Below are 19326 nucleotides of genomic sequence, written 5' to 3'. Positions count from 1 at the left end.
CGGAACCCGCGGCGTCCATACCGCGCCGGTCTCGGTTGCGCCTCGCTCCGACGGTCACCGGTGGAGCGCGAACGCGGAATTCGTTGACCGCGTTACGGCTTTTGCCAAAGCAACACCTGGCAGGCAGCGCCTTTGGCAGCATGATTCCATGACTTCGGCGGCGACCCCGAAGGGGCTGCGACGTCGGTCCCGACTCATCGAGGCCGCCGGTGCGCTGCTGCTCGAAGGTGGCTTCGACGCGGTACGACACCGTGCCGTCGCGGAGCGTGCGCAGCTGCCGCTCGCCTCGACGACGTACTACTTCGGCTCGCTGGAAGACCTGATGGCCGAAGCCGCCGCGTACGTCTGTCGCAACGACGAGGACTGCATCGCCGCGCGACGCGATGCCCTGCCCCGACGCCGCCGGGGCGGACAGGCGACCGCGGACGCCCTCGCCGAGGTCTTCGTCGGACCGGACACGACCATCCAGACATTGGCCGCGCGTTACGAGACCATCGCGCTCGCCGCACGGTACCCCCGGCTGCACGATGTGGTGGTGGATCGTCGGGTGTTGTTGTCGGAGATGCACTCCGACGTCTTGCAGAAGTCGTTTCGCGTGGCGGACCCGGTTCATGTCGGACAGTTGATCGCCGTGGAGGACGGCGCGGTCGTCGGCGCGCTCGGGCTCCGGCAGGTGAGTCCGTACGTCGCGGCGCGGGACGCGTTGCACGAGGTCATCGATGTCCTCGCGCCACGCGAGTGAGCACACACGAAAGGGGAGGGTGATGGTGCGAGGTGCGCGCACGGCAGTGGCCATCGGTGGGGCGGTGGCGGGGCTGGTGATCACTGTGATTGCCGGCCCGGGCGAGGCGGCGGCCGCGCCGGTCGGCAAGGTCGACGCCGGGGTGCCGTTCTCATCGGTGGTCTACGGGTCGGGATGTCGGTATGACCTGACGGTGCCGGTCGACGCGACGGGCCGGGTGACGTTCTGGGAGCGGGAACAGGGCGGGCCGGAGCGTTTCATCGGTGCGGCACCCGCCGACGGGGCGATCGCGACGATCCGGTGGGTCCCGCGGGACCCGGGCGATCGGCAGCTCTACGCCAAACAGGGCGGCGTCACCGGGCCGAAGGTCCTCATGCGCGTGCACCAGGGCTACGGCTCGGGCTGGGCGTGCTTCGCATTGTGAGCTGATCGCCCTCACCTCGCGCCCTCAACGCCCTCGTCCGGATTCGGGGGAGTGCGGCGTGCGCGACTACACTGTGCTCGTGTCGAAGCCTGCCATCTCCAACGTCCTGGCCAGTCGTTATGCCTCCGCAGACCTCGCGGAACTCTGGTCGCCGCGCCACAAGATCGCCCTGGAGCGCCAGCTCTGGATCGCGGTCCTCAAGGCGCAGCGCGATCTCGGGATCGACGTCCCGGACGGCGCGATCGCCGACTACGAGAACGTCGTCGACCAGATCGACCTCGCGTCGATCGCCGACCGTGAGCGGGTCACCCGGCACGACGTCAAGGCGCGGATCGAGGAGTTCAACGCGCTGGCCGGTCACGAACAGATCCACAAGGGCATGACCAGCCGCGACCTCACCGAGAACGTCGAACAACTGCAGATCCTGCGCTCGCTGGAACACGTGCATGCCCACGGCGTCGCTGTGCTCGCGCGCATCGTCGAGCGGGCTGCGCAGTATTCGACGGTCGTAATGGCCGGTCGCAGCCACAACGTCGCGGCACAGGCCACCACCCTCGGCAAGCGCTTCGCCAGCGCGGCCGACGAGCTGATGATCGCCCTGACCCGGTTGCGCGAACTCATCGACCGCTACCCGCTGCGGGGCGTCAAGGGACCCATGGGCACCTCGCAGGACATGCTCGATCTGCTCGGCGGTGACGCAGTCAAGCTCGCGGATCTCGAGGGCAGAGTCGCCGATCACCTGGGTTTCGCCCGGTCGTTGACGTCGGTCGGCCAGATCTACCCCCGGTCGCTGGACCACGACGTCGTCTCCGCGCTCGTCCAGGTCGCCGCCGGACCGTCGTCGCTGGCCCACACCATCAGGCTGATGGCCGGCCACGAACTCGTCACCGAGGGATTCCAGCCCGGGCAGGTGGGCAGCTCGGCGATGCCGCACAAGATGAACACCCGCAGCTGCGAACGCGTGAACGGCCTGCAGGTGATCCTGCGTGGCTACGGCTCGATGGCGGCCGAACTCGCCGGGGCGCAGTGGAACGAGGGTGACGTGTTCTGTTCGGTGGTGCGCCGGGTCGCCCTTCCCGACGCGTTCTTCGCGATCGACGGCCTGATGGAGACATTCCTGACCGTGCTCGCCGAGTTCGGCGCGTACCCCGCGGTCATCGCCAACGAACTCGACCGCTACCTGCCGTTCCTCGCCACCACGAAGGTGTTGATGGCGTCGGTGCGCGCGGGAGTCGGGCGGGAGACGGCGCACGAGGCGATCAAGGAGAACGCCGTCGCGGTCGCGCTGGCGATGCGCGAGGAGGGTCGTGAGCCCGATCTGCTCGATCGGCTGGCGGCCGATGACCGGATTCCGCTCGACCGTGATCAGCTCGACGAATTGCTCGACGACAAGTCGGCGTTCGTGGGCGCAGCCGAACAGCAGGTCGCCGACGTCGTCGCCGCGGCGGAGAAGGTCATCGCCGACTATCCGGACGCCGCCGGGTACGCGCCGGCACCGATCCTCTGAGATGCACCGTCGCACCCCTCCCTGAGGAGGAGGTCTGCGACCGTCATGACGGGTCGGCACTCCGATCCGCGTGCCCGAGGTTCCAGTCGGGCAGCGCGGTGTCACGGACGAGACGCTTGAGCGTCACCACGTCGGGAAAGCCGCCGTCGCGCGCGCGTTCCCAGACCTGTACGCCGTCGACGTCGATGTGGAACACACCGCCGGTGCCGGGGACCAGGGTGACCGACCCGAGTTCCGTGCCGAAGGTGTTGAGGAGTTCGCCCGCCATCCACGACGCACGGAGCAACCAGTTGCATTGGGTGCAGTAGGTGATGCTGATCTGCGGACCGGTCATGCGATGCACATTCTCATACATCTAAGGTCGAAGCCATGCGTCCCGCACTGCAGTCGTACAGCCACCTGGCCTCGGGGAAGGTCCGTGAGATCTACGAGATCGACGCGGACACCCTGCTCCTGGTGGCATCGGACCGGATCTCGGCCTACGACCACATCCTGAGTCCCGCGATTCCCGACAAGGGCCGCATCCTCACCGCGATGAGCTTCTTCTGGTTCGACGTCCTGGGCGTGCCGAATCACCTGGCCGGCGGACCCACCGACGAGCGGATCCCCGCCGAGGCCGTGGGGCGCTCGATGGTCGTCCGCAAGTTGCCGATGGTGCAGGTCGAGTGTGTCGCCCGTGGCTACCTGACCGGCTCGGGTCTGCTCGATTATCGGGCCAGCGGTGAGGTCTGCGGGGTCGGATTGCCCGCCGGTCTCGACGAGGCGAGCAGGTTGCCGGAGCCGATCTTCACGCCGGCCACCAAGGCCGCGCAAGGCGATCACGACGAGAACATCAGCTTCGAACGTGTCGTCGAGCAGGAAGGGGCGGACCGTGCCGAACACTTGCGCACCGCGACCCTCGACATCTACCGACGCGGTGCCGAGCTCGCCGCCGACCGTGGGATCATCCTGGCCGACACCAAGTTCGAGTTCGGCCTGGGGCGTGACGGCGAGCTGGTACTGGCCGACGAGGTGTTGACGCCGGACTCGTCTCGCTACTGGGAGGCGGCCACCTACCGTCCGGGCGAGGTGCAGCCGAGCTTCGACAAGCAGATCGTCCGGAACTGGCTCACCGGACCGGATTCCGGCTGGGATCGGGTGGCAGACACGCCGCCCCCGTCGTTGCCCGAATCCGTGGTGGATCGCACCAGGGCACGTTATATCGAGGCCTACGAATGGATTTCGCAGAAGTCCTTTGCCGACTGGCCGGACCACGAGTAGGAGATGCAAGTGAGTTCCGACGTCACCGCCCCGGTGGCCAAGAAGGTGCGCAGCGAGCGCATCCATCATGGCGACACCTTTGTCGATGAGTACGAATGGCTGCGCGACAAGGACGATCCCGAGGTGATCACCTACCTCGAGCAGCAGAACGAGTTCACCGAGGCGCACACCGCGCAGCTCGGCGATCTGCGCAAACAGATCTTCGGTGAGATCAAGAGCCGTACGCAGGAGACCGACATGTCGGTGCCGAGTCGTCGCGGACGGTACTGGTATTACGCGCGGACCGAAGAGGGCAAGCAGTACGCCATCCGTTGCCGCTGCCCGATCGCCGACGCCGACGACTGGACGCCACCCGAGATCGCCGCCGACACCGGTCTCCCCGGTGAGGAGGTGCTGCTCGACGCCAACGTGGAGGCCGACGGCCACGACTTTTTCAGCCTGGGTGCGCTGACCGTCAGCGACGACGGGGACTGGCTGGCCTACAGCACCGACGTCGTCGGGGACGAGCGTTACACGCTGCGGTTCAAGAACCTGCGGACCGGCGACCTGCTCGCCGACGAGATCACCGGCACCGCAGGCGGGGCGGTCTGGTCCGCAGACGCCAAGCATGTCTTCTACCAGACGGTCGACGACGCATGGCGACCGGACACGGTGTGGCGCCACGACATCGGCGCCGAGGCCGACGACGTGCGGGTGTTCCACGAGCCGGACGAGAAGTACTGGGTGGGAATGGGTTCCACCCGCAGCGACAAGTACCTGATGATCGGCGTCGGTTCCAAGATCACCTCCGAGGTCTACGTCCTGGCGGCCGACGACCCCACTGGTGAATTCGTGAGCATCGCACCACGTGTCGAGGGCGTGGAGTACAGCGCCGAGCATGCGGTGATCGACGGTGACGACTACTTCGTCATCGTGCACAACGATGTTCGTGACGGTTCGAAGGCGGACAACTTCGCCATCGACCTCGCACCGGTGGGCGACCCGGCCGATCGTCGCGAGCTCTTCGCGCACGACGCGGATCGTCGCATCGAGGACCTCGACGCATTCGAGGACTATCTGGTGCTGTCCTATCGTCGAGCCGCGCTACCGAAACTCGCGATCGCCGATCTCCGGCAGATCGACGGAATACCCACTCCCGCAGATTTTCACGAGGTCACCTTCGATCAGGAACTCAGCTCGGCGGGCCTCGGTGGCAACCCGGAGTGGGCGACGCCACGTCTGCGCATCGGCTACACGAGCTTCATCGAGCCGACCGAGGTCCTCGACCTCGACGTCGCGACCGGAGAGCGCACCCTCCTCAAACGGCAGCCAGTGCTCGGCGGTTACGACCCGGCCGACTATGTGCAGTCGCGGGAGTGGGCGACCGCCGCTGACGGAACCAGGATCCCGCTGTCCATCGTGCGGCGCAAGGGCGTCGACGACGCGCGGCCTGCCCCGCTGCTGCTGTACGGCTACGGGTCCTACGAGGCGAGCATCGATCCGTCGTTCTCGGTCTCGCGACTGTCGATGTTGGATCGCGGCGTGGTCTTCGTGCTCGCCCACATCCGTGGCGGCGGCGAGATGGGTCGCCACTGGTACGACAACGGCAAGACGCTCACCAAGAAGAACACCTTCACCGACTTCGTCGACGCGGCACGCCACCTCGTCGACACGGGCTGGACGACACCGAAACAGATGGTGGCCGAAGGTGGCTCGGCCGGTGGGCTGCTGATGGGTGCCGTGGCGAATCTCGCGCCCGAACTCTTCAACGGCATTCTCGCCTCGGTGCCGTTCGTCGATGCGCTGACGTCGATCCTCGATCCGTCGTTGCCGCTGACGGTGATCGAGTGGGACGAGTGGGGGGACCCGCTCCATGATCCCGACGTGTACACCTACATGAAGTCGTACTCGCCGTACGAGAACGTCGAGGCCAGGGCCTACCCGCCGATTCTGGCGCTGACCTCACTCAACGACACCCGGGTGCTGTTCACCGAGGCCGCGAAATGGGTTGCGCGGCTGCAGGAGGTGAACACCTCGGACAACCTGGTGCTGCTCAAGACGGAGATGTCCGCGGGACACGGAGGTGTCAGCGGTCGCTACAAGCAGTGGGAGGAAGTCGCTTTCGAGCTGGCGTGGATTCTGCAGCAGACCGGCGCGTACGTACCCCCGACGGCCTGACTGCCGGCCGAGCTTGCCGTGCCGCTGGTCGAGTAGCTTGCGAGCGTGTCATACCGCTGGTCGAGTAGCTTGCGAGCTTGCGAGCCGGCGTATCGAGGCCACGTGTGGGACAGGTGATCTCGATACGACCTCCGCTGGCGCTCCGGTCTACTCGATCAGCGGGTGCCGCTGGTCGAGTAGCTTGCGAGCGTGTCATACCGCTGGTCGAGTAGCTTGCGAGCTTGCGAGCCAGCGTATCGAGACCACCCGCGGGACAGGTGATCTCGATACGACCTCCGCTGGCGCTCCGGTCTACTCGATCAGCGGGTGATTCCGCTCAGTGCATGATGACCGGCGCGGACCGCTCCATGTCCTCTTCCACCAGTGGCGACGCGATCTTCTTGCGGGGCAGGAAGAACGCCGGGATCAAGGTGAGTGCGATCAGGATCACCGAGACCATGAAGGTGGACCCGAAGATGTCGGCCGCGGAGTCGAAGAACGATGCCGGGATCGGCGCCTCCCGCAACTCAAGTGGCAGAGCATCCGGGTTGGTGTTCGAGGTGATCGCCACGCCGGCCTGCATGCTGCCGGCCAGTCCGCTGGCGAGAACCACGGAGATCACGGCGGTGCCGATGGACGATGCGGCCTGCTGCACCACGTTCACCATGGTCGACCCGTCCGGCACCTGAGCGTTGTTCAAGGTCGCGAGAGCGGACGACATGATCGGCATCATGGTCATGCCCATGCCCAGACCCTGGACGAAGAGCGCCCCGCCCAGCAGCCAGTAGGACGTCTCGGCGCCGAGGAAGAGGAAGACTCCCATGCCCAGCAGGATCAGCACGATGCCGCCGAGGACGAACTTGCCGGGACCGATCTTGTCGGTCATGCGTCCCGCGATGGGCATCGTCAGCATGGCGCCGAGCCCCTGCGGGGCCAGCAGCAGACCGGCGGTGAGAGTCGTTTCGCCGCGCACACCGATGAAGTACTGCGGGTAGAGCAGCGACGCGCCGAAGAAGGCGATCATGAAGAGCGTCATGGTGATGACGGCGATCGTCAGCGTCCGGTTCTTGAACAGGCGCAGGTCCAGCAACGGCTTGTCCGCGTGGAAGGCGTGCCAGATGAACGTCGCAATGAGGATCGCACCGATGATGGCGGGGATCAGCACGCTGCCCGTCAGGAAGGTGCGGTGTTCGGCGCTCGACGAGATGCCGAACAGGAACAGCGCGAGACCCGGTGACAGCAACAGCAGACCGACGAGGTCGATTCTCGGTCGCGACGTCTCCTCGTCCTTGCGCAGGACGATCCACGAGTAGATGAACGCGACGATGCCGATCGGGACGTTGATCAGGAAGACCCAGTGCCAGCTCAGCTTCTCGATGAGCAGACCGCCGAGGATCGGGCCGCCGATCGGACCGAGCAGCATCGGGATACCCAGCACGGCCATCACGGAGCCGACGCGCTCCGGGCCCGCGGCCTTGGTGAGGATCATCATGCCGATCGGCATGAGCAGACCGCCGCCGAGACCCTGGATGACACGGAAGGCGACCAACGAGCCGATGTTCCAGGCGAGGGCGCACAGGATCGAGCCGATGGTGAACAGCACCAGCGAGGTCAGATAGACCTTCTTGGTGCCGAATCGTGAAGCGGCCCAGCTGGACAGCGGGATGACCGCGGCGAGGGCAAGGGTGTAGCCGGTGGCGGTCCACGCCGCGCCGGCGGCGTCGGTGCCGAACTCCTGCTGGAAGGTGTTCTGGGCGACCGCGACGACGGTGACGTCGAGGATCGACATGATCGCGCCGAGCACGACCACGCCCGCCACCATCAGCACATGCCGATCGAGCTTGGTGTCCGGCGGTCCCGCGTGTGCGTGCGCGGGCGGTGATGAGGAGGTCATGAAGTGACTTTCTGTGATGAATTGTCCGGCGAGTCGGGGCGTTCGGGGTCCGGGGGCGGATCGCCTATCCCGGCGAAGTAGTCGACCTCGTTGTCGACGATGGGGTTCAGGGCGTCGCACAGTCCGGCCCGTAACGGTGCGGGGAGACGGGCGACGAAGGTGCGGATGAGGTCCTGCTTGACGCTCAGCTGTGAGTCGACGATCTCGTGGCCGGCGGCCGTCAGCGAGACACGCTTGACCCGGCGATCGGCCGCATCCTCGCGACGGTCGACGAGTCCGGCACCGACGAGTTTGTCGACGGTGCGCCCGGCGGACGCCAACGACAGGTTCACGTGGTCGGCGATCTCGTTGACCGACATGCACTCGGCGCCGTCGCCGTGTGCACCGAGCGCGAACATGACTCTCAGCTGGGAGAAGGTCAGCTCGGTCGCGGCCAGGGTGTCCATCGTGTGTGCCTTGCCGACACAGGCGAGTCGGTCGAGGAAACCGATCAGCGCATCGAAGGCGTCGTCGACGGACCTCGCGGCACAGCGCGACGAGCCGACGCTCGATGACAGGGATGCGGACACCCAACAAAACTAACGTCGATGCAACTATTTCGCTAATGCAATCAATTGTGAGATCGGGCATACCCGCGCGAACGCAGTGACGGGTGTCATACCGTCCGGCAAACCGACCATCGGTCCGCTCGGCTGCGCTAGCGTCGATGGGATGAGCAATGTCAAGGACATCCCCGTCAAGGCGCTCGATGGCAGCGCACTCGATCTCGCCGCGTTCTCCGGTCCGCTGCTGGTGGTCAACGTGGCCAGCAAATGTGGTCTGACCCCGCAGTACACCGGTCTCGAGGAGATCGCGAAGAACTACCGTGACCGGGGTTTGACCGTCGTCGGCATGCCCTGCAATCAGTTCATGGGTCAGGAACCCGGCACGGCGGAGGAGATCGCGACCTTCTGCTCGACGAGCTACGGCGTGACCTTCCCGCTGCTGGAGAAGGCCGACGTCAACGGCGACGACCAGCATCCGCTCTACTCCGAGCTCACCAAGACGGCCGACGACAGCGGCGAGGCCGGTGACGTCCAGTGGAACTTCGAGAAGTTCCTCGTGGGCGCCGACGGCACCGTCGTCAAGCGATTCCGTCCGCGGACCGAGCCGACCGCTCCCGAGGTCATCGAGGCCATCGAAGCCGCGCTCTGACACTCGCTCTCGACCCCACGCGCCGACCGAGCGCGGGTGGGGTCGATGCCCACCCGGTAAGGTGATCGCTGATAGAGCGCACCAGCGAGAACGGAGCAATAGCCCATGGCGCGAGTGGTGGTCGATGTGATGCCGAAGGCCGAGATACTCGACCCCCAGGGCCAGGCAATCGTGGGGGCCCTGGGCCGTCTCGGATTCGCCGGGGTCGCCGACGTCCGGCAGGGCAAGCGCTTCGAACTCGAGGTCGACGACGAGATCGACGACGTCACGCTCGAGCGGATCGCGGAGGAACTGCTCACCAACACGGTGATCGAGAACTTCAACGTCTCCCGCGTCGCGGACTGAGGGGGCCGGCCGAAATGACTGCTCGCATCGGGGTCATCACCTTCCCCGGCACCCTCGACGACGTCGACGCAGCGCGCGCGGCACGACTGGCCGGCGCCGAGCCGGTGGAACTGTGGCACGGTGACGCCGACCTCAAGGGTGTCGACGCGGTGATCGTGCCCGGCGGCTTCTCCTACGGCGACTACCTGCGTGCCGGTGCCATCGCACGGTTCGCGCCGGCGATGGGTGCCGTCGTCGAAGCAGCAGGCAAGGGCATGCCGGTCCTGGGGATCTGCAACGGTTTCCAGGTGTTGTGCGAGGCGGGTCTGCTACCGGGCGCGCTGACCCGCAACGAGGGCCTGCATTTCATCTGCCGCGACGAATGGCTCAAGGTCGAGTCGAACACGACGGCGTGGACGAGTCGGTTCGAACTCGGCGCCGAGATCCTCATCCCGCTCAAGTCGGGCGAGGGACGCTACGTCGCGCCACAGCGCAAGCTCGAGGAACTCGCTGGTGAGGGGCAGATCGTCTTCACCTACGCCGGTGGCAATCCGAACGGGTCGACCCTCGACATCGCCGGGATCTCCAGCCCGGACGGCCGCATCGTGGGACTGATGCCACACCCCGAGCACGCCACCGAAGCGCTGACGGGGCCCAGCGACGACGGGCTCGGGCTCTTCTACTCCGTCATAGATTCCGTTCTGGCCGCTGCCTGATGACCTCGCTGATCATGGCGGCGATCGGCGTCGCCATGCTCGCGTTGTGCGTCATCTCGGTGCGGCTCGTGCCGAAGGTCGGTGCGGTCGCGGTGGGCGTCGCGGTGATCCTGGTCGGTCTGGCCTACGACAATTTCGCAGTGGCCATCGGCCGTTTCGTGGGCTATGGCGACACCCTGCTGGCGATCAACATGCCGCGCTTCTGGATTCACGCGATCGTCACCCCACTGCTGATCGTCGTCGCGGGCATACTCGTCGGCCGGCTCGGCGTGACGCAGGCACAGACCCGCAACGTCGCGATCGGCGGCTGGGCGCTCGTCGCGATGCTCATCCTCATCGGCGTGGTCGAGGAGATCGTCAAGGCGCGACTCGTCCCGGAGAATGCCGGTGACGCACTGCGTTACGTCAACGCCGAAGCCACCGGTGCGCCGTTGCCGGCGATCATCACGGTGCTCGCATTGCTCGTTCTCGGTGTGATGGCTTGGCGTTACGCGGGATTCCCGTGGTTGTTCATCGGTTCGATGGTGATGCTCATCGCCGCGGCGGCCGGCAACGCCGTGCTCTGGGTGGGCAACCTCGGTGAACTGGTGTTGATGTCGTCGGTCGTCGTCACCATGGCGGCCATCGGCGGGGTGCGGGTGCCGTTGGCCCCGTCGGTGAGACATTCGAGTTGACCGGAGGTACCACTGTGAGCCTGACGACGAGTGCCACGGCCGAGGATCTCGGCGTGTTCATCGATGCCTCACCGTCGCCGTTCCACGTCTGCGCGACCGTCGCGGCCGAATTGGAGGGGGCCGGTTACGTCCGCCTGCACGAGGGGCGGGAATGGTCGACGCCGCCGGGACGCAACTACGTGGTCCGTGGTGGTTCGATCATCGCGTGGGACACCGGCGACGGCGACGCGTTCCGGATCGTGGGTGGTCACACCGACAGCCCCAATCTGCGGCTCAAACAGCATCCCGGCCGCACGTCCGCGGGCATCGGTATGGTTGCCCTCGAGCCGTATGGTGGTGCCTGGCTGAACTCGTGGCTCGATCGCGACCTCGGTCTCTCCGGGCGACTGGCATTCCGTTCCGGTTCCGCCCGGGCGGGCAACACGACCGTCGACCACGTCCTGGTGCACGTGACGGAACCGGTGGTTCGAGTGCCGCAGTTGGCCATTCACCTCTCCGAGGATCGCAAGGGGGTCAGCCTCGACCCGCAGCGGCAGGTCGACGCAATCTGGTCGCTCGACCCTGACGGGCCCGACGTACTCGACTGGGTGTCGTCCTACGCCGGGATCGAGCCGACGTCGCTGCTCGGATGGGAACTGATGACCCACGACGTGGCGCCGTGTCGACTCATCGGCGCCGACAGCGAATTGCTCAGTGCGCCAAGACTCGACAACCAGGGAACCTGCTATGCGGGGCTGCGCGCGCTGCTCGACGGCGAGCCGTCTGTCCACACGCGAGTGCTCGCGCTGTTCGATCACGAGGAGGTCGGCAGCGGCTCTGAGCGTGGTGCCGCCTCGGATTTCCTCTCGACGATCCTGGAACGGATCGTGCTGGCGCGCGGCGGTTCCCGCGCCGACTATCTCCAGGCGATGGCGGCCAGTGTGTGCGTGTCCGGTGACATGGCGCACGCGACGCATCCGAACTACCCCGAGCGGCACGAGCCGTCGCACCGGATCGCGATCAACGGCGGACCCGTGCTGAAGGTCAACCAGAATCTGCGCTACGCGTCGGATGCCGTGGGGGAAGCCGTGTTCGCCCTCGCCTGCGACACCGCCGGTGTACCGATGCAGCGCTATGTCCACCGGGCAGATCTGCCCTGCGGATCGACGATCGGCCCGATCACCGCGGCCCGCACCGGACTGACCACCATCGACGTCGGCGCTCCGCAGCTCGCGATGCACAGCGCGCGCGAGCTGATGGGCGCCGCCGACGTCGGCATGTACTCGGCCGCGTTGCAGGCATTCCTGAGCGCTGCCTGATCCGCAGACGGCAACCGCGAACCGCGGTGACGTCGGCGGCCGGTCAGTTGGGGCGCAGCACCGTGATCGACGCGCCCTCGCGCAGGATGATGTAGCCGTCGAGTGCCGAGGCGTTGCCGATGATCTGACGGGTCCAGGCCACGTCTCCCCGGACGGCGTCCACGGCGGTCACCTGATTGGCGTCGGCGAACACCAGTGTCGTACCCGACGATCCCACGCACGACAGTTGATCGATGTTGCTGCCCGGATCGTCGTAGGCGGGTGGCTCCATGCGGCCCACGCGCGTGCCGTCCGCGAGGTCGTAGAAGAGGCGGGAGCGATCCTTCAGGGCGAAGGCGACCTGGGTGCCGCACGGTCTGGTGTTGGCCTTCGACAGCTCCGGATCGGTGATCTGCCAGAGCGCTTCCGCGCGCGCCGGATCGCGGATCTCGTAGCGGCCCTGGGTGACCTGCACCTGACTGTCCCCGGTGCCGGTCAGGACCGGTAGCACCGCGGGCCCGGCGAGCACTCGCAGTCCGGCCGAGACGGTGACCGGCGGGGTGCGCAGCGCCCCGTCGTCGACGGCATAGCTGACGACCCTCTCGGCCTCGAACTCGTCGTACTGCACGGTGATGCCGCTGTCGAATGCGGTGATCGTGCACTGCGTGCACGACAGCCGGTCCTTGCCGGTCTCCGGGTCGAGCACGAACCGGGTGCCGTCGGCGGTGCTCACCGTCAGGATGCCGTTGTTGCGGATCCGGGCCTGCGCGGCGGTGGCGAAGGTCCGTGACCAGAGCTCGACGCCGGTGGGTGTGCGGAGCGTGACCCGATAGCCCGCCTGGTCGATGCGCAGATAGTCCGAACCCACCCCGACCACTTGTTTGGTGTCGTCGAGGTCGGTGCGCGACGCCGTCACCCCGTCGGCGTCCACCAGATAGAACCCGTCGGGTGCGCCACCGAGCTTGACGGCGCAGCCGACCTGTCCGGTGTCGTTGATCGCGCAACCCCCGAGACCCGCGACGACCGGCTTGTCCCACAGCGGTTTACCCGACGACTCGGCCACGAGCAGGTATGCACGGCCCAGGCCCGATGGATAGCTGAGCAGCCACCGATCCCGCCACGTGTCGGCGATCTCGATCCCGCCGGCCTCGCCGTAGCCGGGCAGTGTGTCGCTGGATTGGCTCCACGCGACTTCGGGCTCATGCACGTAGCCACGCAACCGGCCGTCGGTGTACTCGGGCGCAGAGTCCGTCGGGGACCCGATCGCCAGGACCACGCCGACCGTCGCGACCATCGCGGCGATGAGCAGCATGGTCACCGTGCCGATGCCGAAGGGGAGACGCCGCACGAAGCCGGCAAGCGAGGAACGGGCGGACATGGCCATCAGTGAATCATGCTGGCCGGGGCCGCCGCGCGCGCACCGTCGCCGGTGGCCGACTGCGTGCGGAACGCGGCCGGGCTCATCCCGCGATGGCGTTTGAACGCGGTACTGAACGCGAACGGGCTGCCGTAGCCGACCTGGTGCGCGATGGAACGCAGCGAGCGACTCCGGTCGGCCAGGAGGTCGGCCGCCACCGACAACCGCCAGTTCGTCAGGTACGTCATCGGTGGTTCGCCGACGAGGTCGGTGAACCGACGCGCCATCACCGCGCGGGAGACACCTGCCGCGGCGGCCAGGGATGCTACGGTCCACGGCCGCTCTATCCCGTTGTGCATCAGCCGAAGTACTTGTCCCACCAGCGGATCGGAATGCGCCCGATACCACTGCGCGGCGCGGGCGTCACCCGCATCCATCGACTGACGCAGGCCGGTGATCAGCAACAGGTCGAGAAGCCGGTTCAGTACGGCCTCCTGGGCCGGCGAATCGCGCACGATCTCGTCCTCCATCAGCGACACCAAGGGGTGATCGTGCATGGGTACCAGGGTGATCCGGTCGAGCGCATCGAGCAGACGCTGGCTGACCTCGCCGGTGGGGTAGGTGCCGATGAGCATGATCGAGTCGGCGTCGTCGTCGGCGCAGTTCCCCCACGACCGGACACCGAAACACATGTCGTCGGCGACGCTGTGCACGCCGGTCGGGTCGAAACAGTCGCCGTTCGCGTCGATCCGGGCGACCCACTCATGTGTCGGGTCGTCGGCGATCGTGTACGGGTGTGTGCCGCGGATCAGCGCGACGTCGCCGGGGGCCACACGATATCGGTGGCCGTCGTCGTAGGTGAGCACGGCCGATCCCCGGGTCACCGCGACGACGGTCAGGGGTGCCGTGTCCTCGATGCGCACCGACCACGGCGACCGCATCACCATCCGTAACAACATCGGCGATTGGGCGCGGGGGCCGTTCAGCAGGCTACCGAGAGCGTCCACCTCTCGACCCTACGTCGACCGAGACGTTTGCGTATGTAATTGAGCCGATCGGCTATGGATCGTCTCAACGATCCGCGGTGGACTGAGACCATGACACAGCCACCTCCCGCCACCATTCACTCCGCCACCCACTCTGCGACGCCCGCAGCACCGGGCCCCGTGCTCGTCGTCGGCGCGACCGGAAAGACCGGATCGCGGGTCGCCGACCTTCTCGAATCGCGCGGCCACGGCGTCCGCCGCGCCAGTCGATCGAGCGACACCGTCTTCGACTGGACCGACCGCTCCACGTGGGCGCGCGCGCTGCATGGCGCGTGGTCCGTCTACCTCACCTACCAGCCCGATCTCATCGTGCCCGGCGCGACCGACGACATCGCCGAGTTCGTCCGCCTCGCCGACGACGCCGGGGTCGCCCGGCTGGTCCTGCTGGCCGGGCGCGGTGAAACCGAAGCCGATGCGGCGGCCCGACTGGTCCACGCGGCCGGTACGGAATCGACCGTGCTGTCCTGCGCGTGGTTCGACCAGAACTTCACCGAGGGCGGCTTCGCGCCGGAGATCGCCGCGGGCTCGCTGACGTTGCCGGTCGGGGCGGTCGGTGAACCCTTCATCGATGCCGACGACATCGCCGAGGTCGCGGTCGCGGCACTGCTCGACGTCACGGCCGACGGTGCGAACCCGCATGCCGGCCGTACCCACGATCTCACCGGTCCCCGGCTGCTCACGTTCGCCGAGGCCGCCGACGTGTTCGGCCGTGCTCGTGGAACGACTGTCGAGTTTGCCGAGGTGTCGCCGGCTGCTTATCGAGACATGTTGCAGCAGTTCGATGTTCCCGCACCTGAGGTCGATCTCCTGCTCTCCCTGTTCGGCACACTGTTCGACGGTCGCAATGCGCATGTCTCCGACGGCGTCGAGCGCGTGCTCGGCCGGGCGCCGCGCGACATCGTCGACGTCGCACTGCACTGGGCGAGGTCTGCTCGGCAGACCGAGGTGTCGCGATGAGCCAGCTTCGCGACACCGTCCTCGTCCTCGCGATGACCACGATGGGGCTGACCGCCGGTTTGTACGCGGCGTTCGCCTACTCGGTGATGCCCGGCCTGCAGCGTGCCGGGGCGCAATCAGCCATCGTCTCGATGCAGCGCATCAACGTGGCGATCGTCAATCCGCTGTTCGCGTTGATCTTTGTGGGCGCCATCGTCTTCGGTGTCCTCGGAGCAGTGCTCTGGTGGGGAGACCCGTTGCGCTGGTGGCTCGTCGCCGCTGCCGTCCTCGTCATCGTCCCGGTGCTGATCACGATGGGCGTGAACGTGCCGTTGAACAATCGTCTCGACGCCGCGGGCACGGTCTCCGCCACCGACGCACCCACGGTCTGGGCGGATTTCGTCCGACCGTGGGTGCAGTGGAACATCGTGCGGGCGGGCGTGTCGACCGCGGGATTCGTCGTCCTGATCGTCGGATTGCTACAGACGCGCGATTGATCCCGCGGAACGCGGCGCCCCGGCTCAGGAGGTGGCGACGAGCCCGCGCCGCACCACATCCGGGAAGCCGATCGCCGGGCGTCCGAGGAGATCCACCAGGTCGGTGGAGTCGGAGTCCAGGGCGCCGACCGCCACCCCGGCGTCGGAGTTCGCCAGGATGCCGGCGAACGGTGCCGGGATACCGGTCTCGACGAGGGCGGCCGCGTAGTCGGACTCCGGCAGGTCCTGGTAGCGCACGGGCCTGCCGCTCACCTCGGCGAAGGTTGCTGCGATGTCGTCGTACGAGAGATGTTGTGTGCCGGCGAGTTCGAAGATCTGTCCGGCCTGGGCAGAGATCAGGGCGGCGGCGGCCGCCTCGGCGTAGTCCGCCCGTGACGCCGGCGCGATCTCGCCGTGCTGCGCGCTCCCGTAGAACACGCCACCCTCGATCGCCGCAGCCGCAGACGGGAGATAGTTCTCCGAGTACCAGCCGTTGCGCAGCAGGACGGTCGACAAGCCGCTGTCGGCCAGGAGTTTCTCGGTGGCGAGATGTTCGGCTGCCAGTTGGAGCGGCGACGTGTCCGCCCGCAGGATGCTGGTGTAGGCGATCAGGTCGACGCCTGCCCGGGTGGCCGCGTCGATGGCATTCGTGTGCTGCGGCAGGCGTTGGCCGACCTCGGATCCGGAGACGAGCAGGAGACGGTCGACACCGGCGAACGCGGCTTCGAGGGCACCCTGATCGGCGTAATCGGCCACACGAACCACCACACCGGCGTCGGTGAGGTCGCGGGCCTTCTCGAGGTCGCGGACCACCGCGACGACATCACCCGCCGCCACCCCGCGTTCCAGGAGGGCGTGGACGGCCCCGCCGCCGAGTCCGCCGGTTGCTCCGGTCACTGCATATGTGGTCATGCGTCTCTCCTCTGCGTGTCGGTCACCGAACCTCGCGGTGCTTCCCGACCATAGTGCACTTACTACTTGTATAGTGCAAACGCATCGGTAATCACATGCGGAAGAGTTTGCGTATGATGGCGTCATGTCCACAGCGCGATCCGCCGACGAGCCGGTCCCCGACGAGGTCGATCAGGCCTTCGTCGCGGACGTCTTCGCCCGCGACTGTGCGTCGCGGGACATCCTCCAGAACGTGACGAGCCGCTGGGGATTGCTCGCGCTCGTGGCGCTCGGGGAGAGCGATATGCGGTTCAACGCGTTACGTCGCCGCGTCGACGGCGTGAGCGAACGGATGCTGTCGGTGACCCTTCAGGCCCTCGAGCGTGACGGATTCGTGAACCGGTCCGTCCTCCAGGCGATCCCGCCCCGAGTCGAGTACTCGCTCACCGACCTCGGGGCAGAGGTCGCCGCTCGGCTGACCGGTCTGATCGAGTTCGTCGAGGCGCACGTCACGGAAGTCTCGCAGTCCCGGGCGGCGCACGACGGTCCGGCCCAGTAGCGCAGATTCAGAAGAGCTGGCCCAGATAGAACTCGGTGCCCTGATCGTCGGCACACAGGGCCATCACGCCATACGCCTGGCTGTCGGGTTCGGTGAGGATCCGGCCGCCGGACGCGACGACCCGCTCGACGGCCGCATCCATGTCGGCGACATTCCACATCGGGACGGCCGTCGGCGCGTCGGCCCCGCCGGCGATACCGACCTGCGGCCGGACATCGTCGACCTCCCATCCGTCGTCGATGCGGCCGCCGTGGAACGTCCAGCCCAGCACCGCCCCGTAGAAGGCACGGTAACGAGAGCTGTCGGCGGTGTGCACCGTCAGGTAGGACATCTCGCCCACCCCGCGCGGATGCTGATCGGGACGCGTCTCACCGCGGGTGGCGACATGCACCGAGAAGGCGATGCCCTGGTCGTCGACGGCGTCGAGCACCTGAGTCCCATCGCTGGACACCTCGGTCACCTCGGTGGCCCGCCCGCCCGCGGCGACGATCGAGTCCCGCGCGGTCTCGAAGTCGTCGACCGCAAAGACGCAGTAGAGCGTGCCGGACCCGTACCCACCCGCATCTGAGATACCCAGGCGGTGACCGAGATTGGTGACCTGCCGGATTTCCGGATCGTAGTCCCAGCCGAGCACGGCGCCGTAGAAGCGGGCGGCACGTCCGGCATCGGGGGTCTGTAGCGACATGTAGACGATGTCGCCCGCGTGGATGCGATCGTCGATCGCTGCGCCGCTCTTCGACGGCCCGGTCAGCATCCATCGGTGCCCGAACGGATCGACGATCGTGCCGGTCCGGTTCCCATAGCCCTCGTACGGTTCTCGGGTCACCGACGCGCCGCCGCGCTCGGCGGCCGCGACCGCCACGTCGGTGTCGTCGACGGGCAGCATCAGACTGACCGAGACCTGCCCGGGCCGTGGTGCACGCAGCCCCATGTCCTCGAACTCCGCGGCGAGATAGATGACACCGCCACCGATCTCGAGTTCGGCGTGCCCGATGCGGCCGTCGTCCATGACGATCGGTTCACCGCGCAGGCGAGCGCCGAGGTTGGCGACGTACCAGTCGATGGCGGCGCGCCCGTCGGCGACGGTGAGATAGGGGAGTGCGCCGGGACGTTCGACGGTCGGTTCGGTTCCGACGGCGGTGGCGGCGGTGGTGTCGAGGGTGCTCGCAGTGCTCATGACAACTCCTTGAGGGAGGGTCGCCCCGCGCTCGAGTCGGTCCCGCAGGGTGCGGGCGAATTCGGCGTCGGGTGCGACGGGTTCGGTCCAGCCCGGGGTATCGGTGGCCCGCAGGACGACCAGCGGATCGGATGGCGTTGCGCGCCCGCGATTCTCGGTGCTGTTGTGCTCGCTCATGCGTGACCTCCTCCCCGGGTGTGATGGGGTTGGCCGGGCCGGGATTCGGAATCCGGATAGGCGGCACGAAAGGCCCGCTTGGCCCGGGTGAGCAGCGCCTCGGTCGCGCCGATGGTGCGGTCGAGGACGGCGGCGCAGTCACCGACCGGCAGGTCGTCGACATACCGCAGGGTCAACACCGCGCGGTGTGTCGGCGACAGCCTGCCGAGCGTGTAGTGCGCGACCATGCGATCGAGGTGGACCTCCCAGTCGTCGTCGACCGACTCGGGGAGTTCCGCCACCGGTTCGGGCGTCCGCTGCATGGTCCGCCAGTGATCGGCCAGTTTGTGCCGGGCGACCCCGATCAGCCAGGGCGTCGTCGGTCGGGCGTCATCGTCGCGGCGCACGGTGTCCATCGCGGCCAGGAAGGTCTCCGAGGTGAGATCCTCGGCGACCCGCCGATCCGAACATCGGCGCAGCAGGTAGCCGTACACCGCGGGTAGTGCATCGTCGTACACCGCCAGCAATGCCGGTGCTCCGCCGCCGGGCGGGCCCTGCTGTTCGCCGCTCACACCTTCAT

General features: G+C 67.3%; 21 protein-coding genes. 13 read left to right on the top strand and 8 right to left on the bottom strand.

The genetic code is table 11. The features are described from left to right. The first annotated feature begins 148 nt into the window (after window positions 1–148). The 3 genes from D7316_RS13155 to purB all read left to right on the top strand — a co-directional run bounded on the left by D7316_RS13155 (window position 149) and on the right by purB (window position 2673). On the top strand, window positions 149–742 hold the full coding sequence (locus D7316_RS13155) for a TetR/AcrR family transcriptional regulator (protein ID WP_124708641.1): 594 nt from the start codon (window positions 149–151) through the stop codon (window positions 740–742). Between the two features lie 22 nt (window positions 743–764). Beyond that, complete coding sequence (locus D7316_RS13150) at window positions 765–1166, top strand: hypothetical protein (RefSeq protein WP_197718237.1); 402 nt, start codon at window positions 765–767, stop codon at window positions 1164–1166. Between the two features lie 79 nt (window positions 1167–1245). Continuing rightward, the gene (purB, locus tag D7316_RS13145) at window positions 1246–2673 is read left to right on the top strand and encodes an adenylosuccinate lyase (protein WP_124708640.1); all 1428 of its coding nucleotides are present in this window, start codon (window positions 1246–1248) and stop codon (window positions 2671–2673) included. 43 nt (window positions 2674–2716) lie between these two features. Here the strand turns inward: purB and D7316_RS13140 are convergent, their stop codons facing one another. Further along, complete coding sequence (locus tag D7316_RS13140; protein ID WP_124708639.1) at window positions 2717–3007, bottom strand: SelT/SelW/SelH family protein; 291 nt, start codon at window positions 3005–3007, stop codon at window positions 2717–2719. Window positions 3008–3042: 35 nt separating this feature from the next. Here D7316_RS13140 and D7316_RS13135 point away from each other — a divergent pair, with 35 nt between their 5' ends. Further along, the gene (locus D7316_RS13135) at window positions 3043–3933 is read left to right on the top strand and encodes a phosphoribosylaminoimidazolesuccinocarboxamide synthase (RefSeq protein WP_124708638.1); all 891 of its coding nucleotides are present in this window, start codon (window positions 3043–3045) and stop codon (window positions 3931–3933) included. Between the two features lie 3 nt (window positions 3934–3936). Then, complete coding sequence (locus D7316_RS13130; RefSeq protein ID WP_124708637.1) at window positions 3937–6090, top strand: S9 family peptidase; 2154 nt, start codon at window positions 3937–3939, stop codon at window positions 6088–6090. A gap of 316 nt (window positions 6091–6406) precedes the next feature. On the opposite strand, the gene D7316_RS13125 is transcribed toward D7316_RS13130, so the two are convergent. After that, window positions 6407–7963 carry a DHA2 family efflux MFS transporter permease subunit gene (locus tag D7316_RS13125; protein ID WP_124708636.1) on the bottom strand — a complete coding sequence of 519 codons (1557 nt, stop codon included), beginning with the start codon at window positions 7961–7963 and terminating at the stop codon, window positions 6407–6409. After that, a complete protein-coding gene (locus D7316_RS13120) occupies window positions 7960–8532 on the bottom strand; it encodes a MarR family winged helix-turn-helix transcriptional regulator (RefSeq protein ID WP_232016896.1) in 573 nt (190 codons plus the stop codon). Before D7316_RS13120 ends, D7316_RS13125 begins: the two co-directional genes overlap by 4 nt. A 142-nt stretch (window positions 8533–8674) precedes the next feature. Here D7316_RS13120 and D7316_RS13115 point away from each other — a divergent pair, with 142 nt between their 5' ends. The 5 genes from D7316_RS13115 (at window position 8675) to D7316_RS13095 (ending at window position 12169) form a co-directional block, all read left to right on the top strand. Then, a complete protein-coding gene (locus D7316_RS13115; RefSeq protein WP_124708635.1) occupies window positions 8675–9157 on the top strand; it encodes a glutathione peroxidase in 483 nt (160 codons plus the stop codon). Window positions 9158–9262: 105 nt separating this feature from the next. Next, window positions 9263–9502, top strand: a complete 240-nt coding sequence (gene purS, locus D7316_RS13110) for a phosphoribosylformylglycinamidine synthase subunit PurS (protein ID WP_124708634.1) — start codon at window positions 9263–9265, stop codon at window positions 9500–9502. Between the two features lie 14 nt (window positions 9503–9516). After that, window positions 9517–10197, top strand: coding sequence for a phosphoribosylformylglycinamidine synthase subunit PurQ (gene purQ, locus D7316_RS13105; protein WP_124708633.1), 681 nt, complete (start codon window positions 9517–9519; stop codon window positions 10195–10197). Continuing rightward, window positions 10197–10871: a hypothetical protein gene (locus D7316_RS13100; RefSeq protein ID WP_124708632.1), complete on the top strand. Its 675-nt coding sequence runs from the start codon at window positions 10197–10199 to the stop codon at window positions 10869–10871. Before purQ ends, D7316_RS13100 begins: the two co-directional genes overlap by 1 nt. 14 nt (window positions 10872–10885) lie before the next feature. After that, window positions 10886–12169, top strand: coding sequence for a M18 family aminopeptidase (locus tag D7316_RS13095; protein WP_124708631.1), 1284 nt, complete (start codon window positions 10886–10888; stop codon window positions 12167–12169). Between the two features lie 43 nt (window positions 12170–12212). On the opposite strand, the gene D7316_RS13090 is transcribed toward D7316_RS13095, so the two are convergent. Next, entirely contained in the window at window positions 12213–13526 is a 1314-nt protein-coding gene (locus tag D7316_RS13090) for a hypothetical protein (protein WP_124708630.1), read from the bottom strand. 5 nt (window positions 13527–13531) lie between these two features. Continuing rightward, entirely contained in the window at window positions 13532–14512 is a 981-nt protein-coding gene (locus tag D7316_RS13085; protein ID WP_124708629.1) for an AraC family transcriptional regulator, read from the bottom strand. A gap of 90 nt (window positions 14513–14602) precedes the next feature. Here D7316_RS13085 and D7316_RS13080 point away from each other — a divergent pair, with 90 nt between their 5' ends. Together D7316_RS13080 and D7316_RS13075 are read left to right on the top strand one after the other, a co-directional pair. After that, a complete protein-coding gene (locus D7316_RS13080; RefSeq protein ID WP_232016895.1) occupies window positions 14603–15508 on the top strand; it encodes a Rossmann-fold NAD(P)-binding domain-containing protein in 906 nt (301 codons plus the stop codon). After that, window positions 15505–15984 (top strand): anthrone oxygenase family protein, encoded by a 480-nt coding sequence (locus D7316_RS13075; RefSeq protein ID WP_124708628.1) that lies wholly within the window; start codon window positions 15505–15507, stop codon window positions 15982–15984. Before D7316_RS13080 ends, D7316_RS13075 begins: the two co-directional genes overlap by 4 nt. Before the next feature lie 24 nt (window positions 15985–16008). Here D7316_RS13075 and D7316_RS13070 read toward each other — a convergent pair whose 3' ends face one another. Beyond that, window positions 16009–16875: an NmrA family NAD(P)-binding protein gene (locus D7316_RS13070; RefSeq protein ID WP_124708627.1), complete on the bottom strand. Its 867-nt coding sequence runs from the start codon at window positions 16873–16875 to the stop codon at window positions 16009–16011. 124 nt (window positions 16876–16999) lie between these two features. Between D7316_RS13070 and D7316_RS13065 the strand changes: the two genes are divergently transcribed. Next, window positions 17000–17413: a winged helix-turn-helix transcriptional regulator gene (locus D7316_RS13065; protein WP_124708626.1), complete on the top strand. Its 414-nt coding sequence runs from the start codon at window positions 17000–17002 to the stop codon at window positions 17411–17413. A 7-nt stretch (window positions 17414–17420) separates the two neighbouring features. Here D7316_RS13065 and D7316_RS13060 read toward each other — a convergent pair whose 3' ends face one another. Both D7316_RS13060 and D7316_RS13055 read right to left on the bottom strand, forming a co-directional pair. Continuing rightward, window positions 17421–18767 (bottom strand): VOC family protein, encoded by a 1347-nt coding sequence (locus tag D7316_RS13060; RefSeq protein ID WP_124708625.1) that lies wholly within the window; start codon window positions 18765–18767, stop codon window positions 17421–17423. Continuing rightward, window positions 18764–19318, bottom strand: coding sequence for an RNA polymerase sigma factor (locus tag D7316_RS13055; RefSeq protein WP_232016894.1), 555 nt, complete (start codon window positions 19316–19318; stop codon window positions 18764–18766). The genes D7316_RS13060 and D7316_RS13055 overlap by 4 nt, the downstream gene beginning before the upstream one ends. Between the last annotated feature and the right edge of the window lie 8 nt (window positions 19319–19326).

Origin of the sequence: Gordonia insulae, from assembly GCF_003855095.1 — a bacterium.
In the GTDB taxonomy this organism is placed as follows: domain Bacteria; phylum Actinomycetota; class Actinomycetes; order Mycobacteriales; family Mycobacteriaceae; genus Gordonia; species Gordonia insulae.
This window is presented reverse-complemented; position numbering and strand designations above follow the sequence as displayed.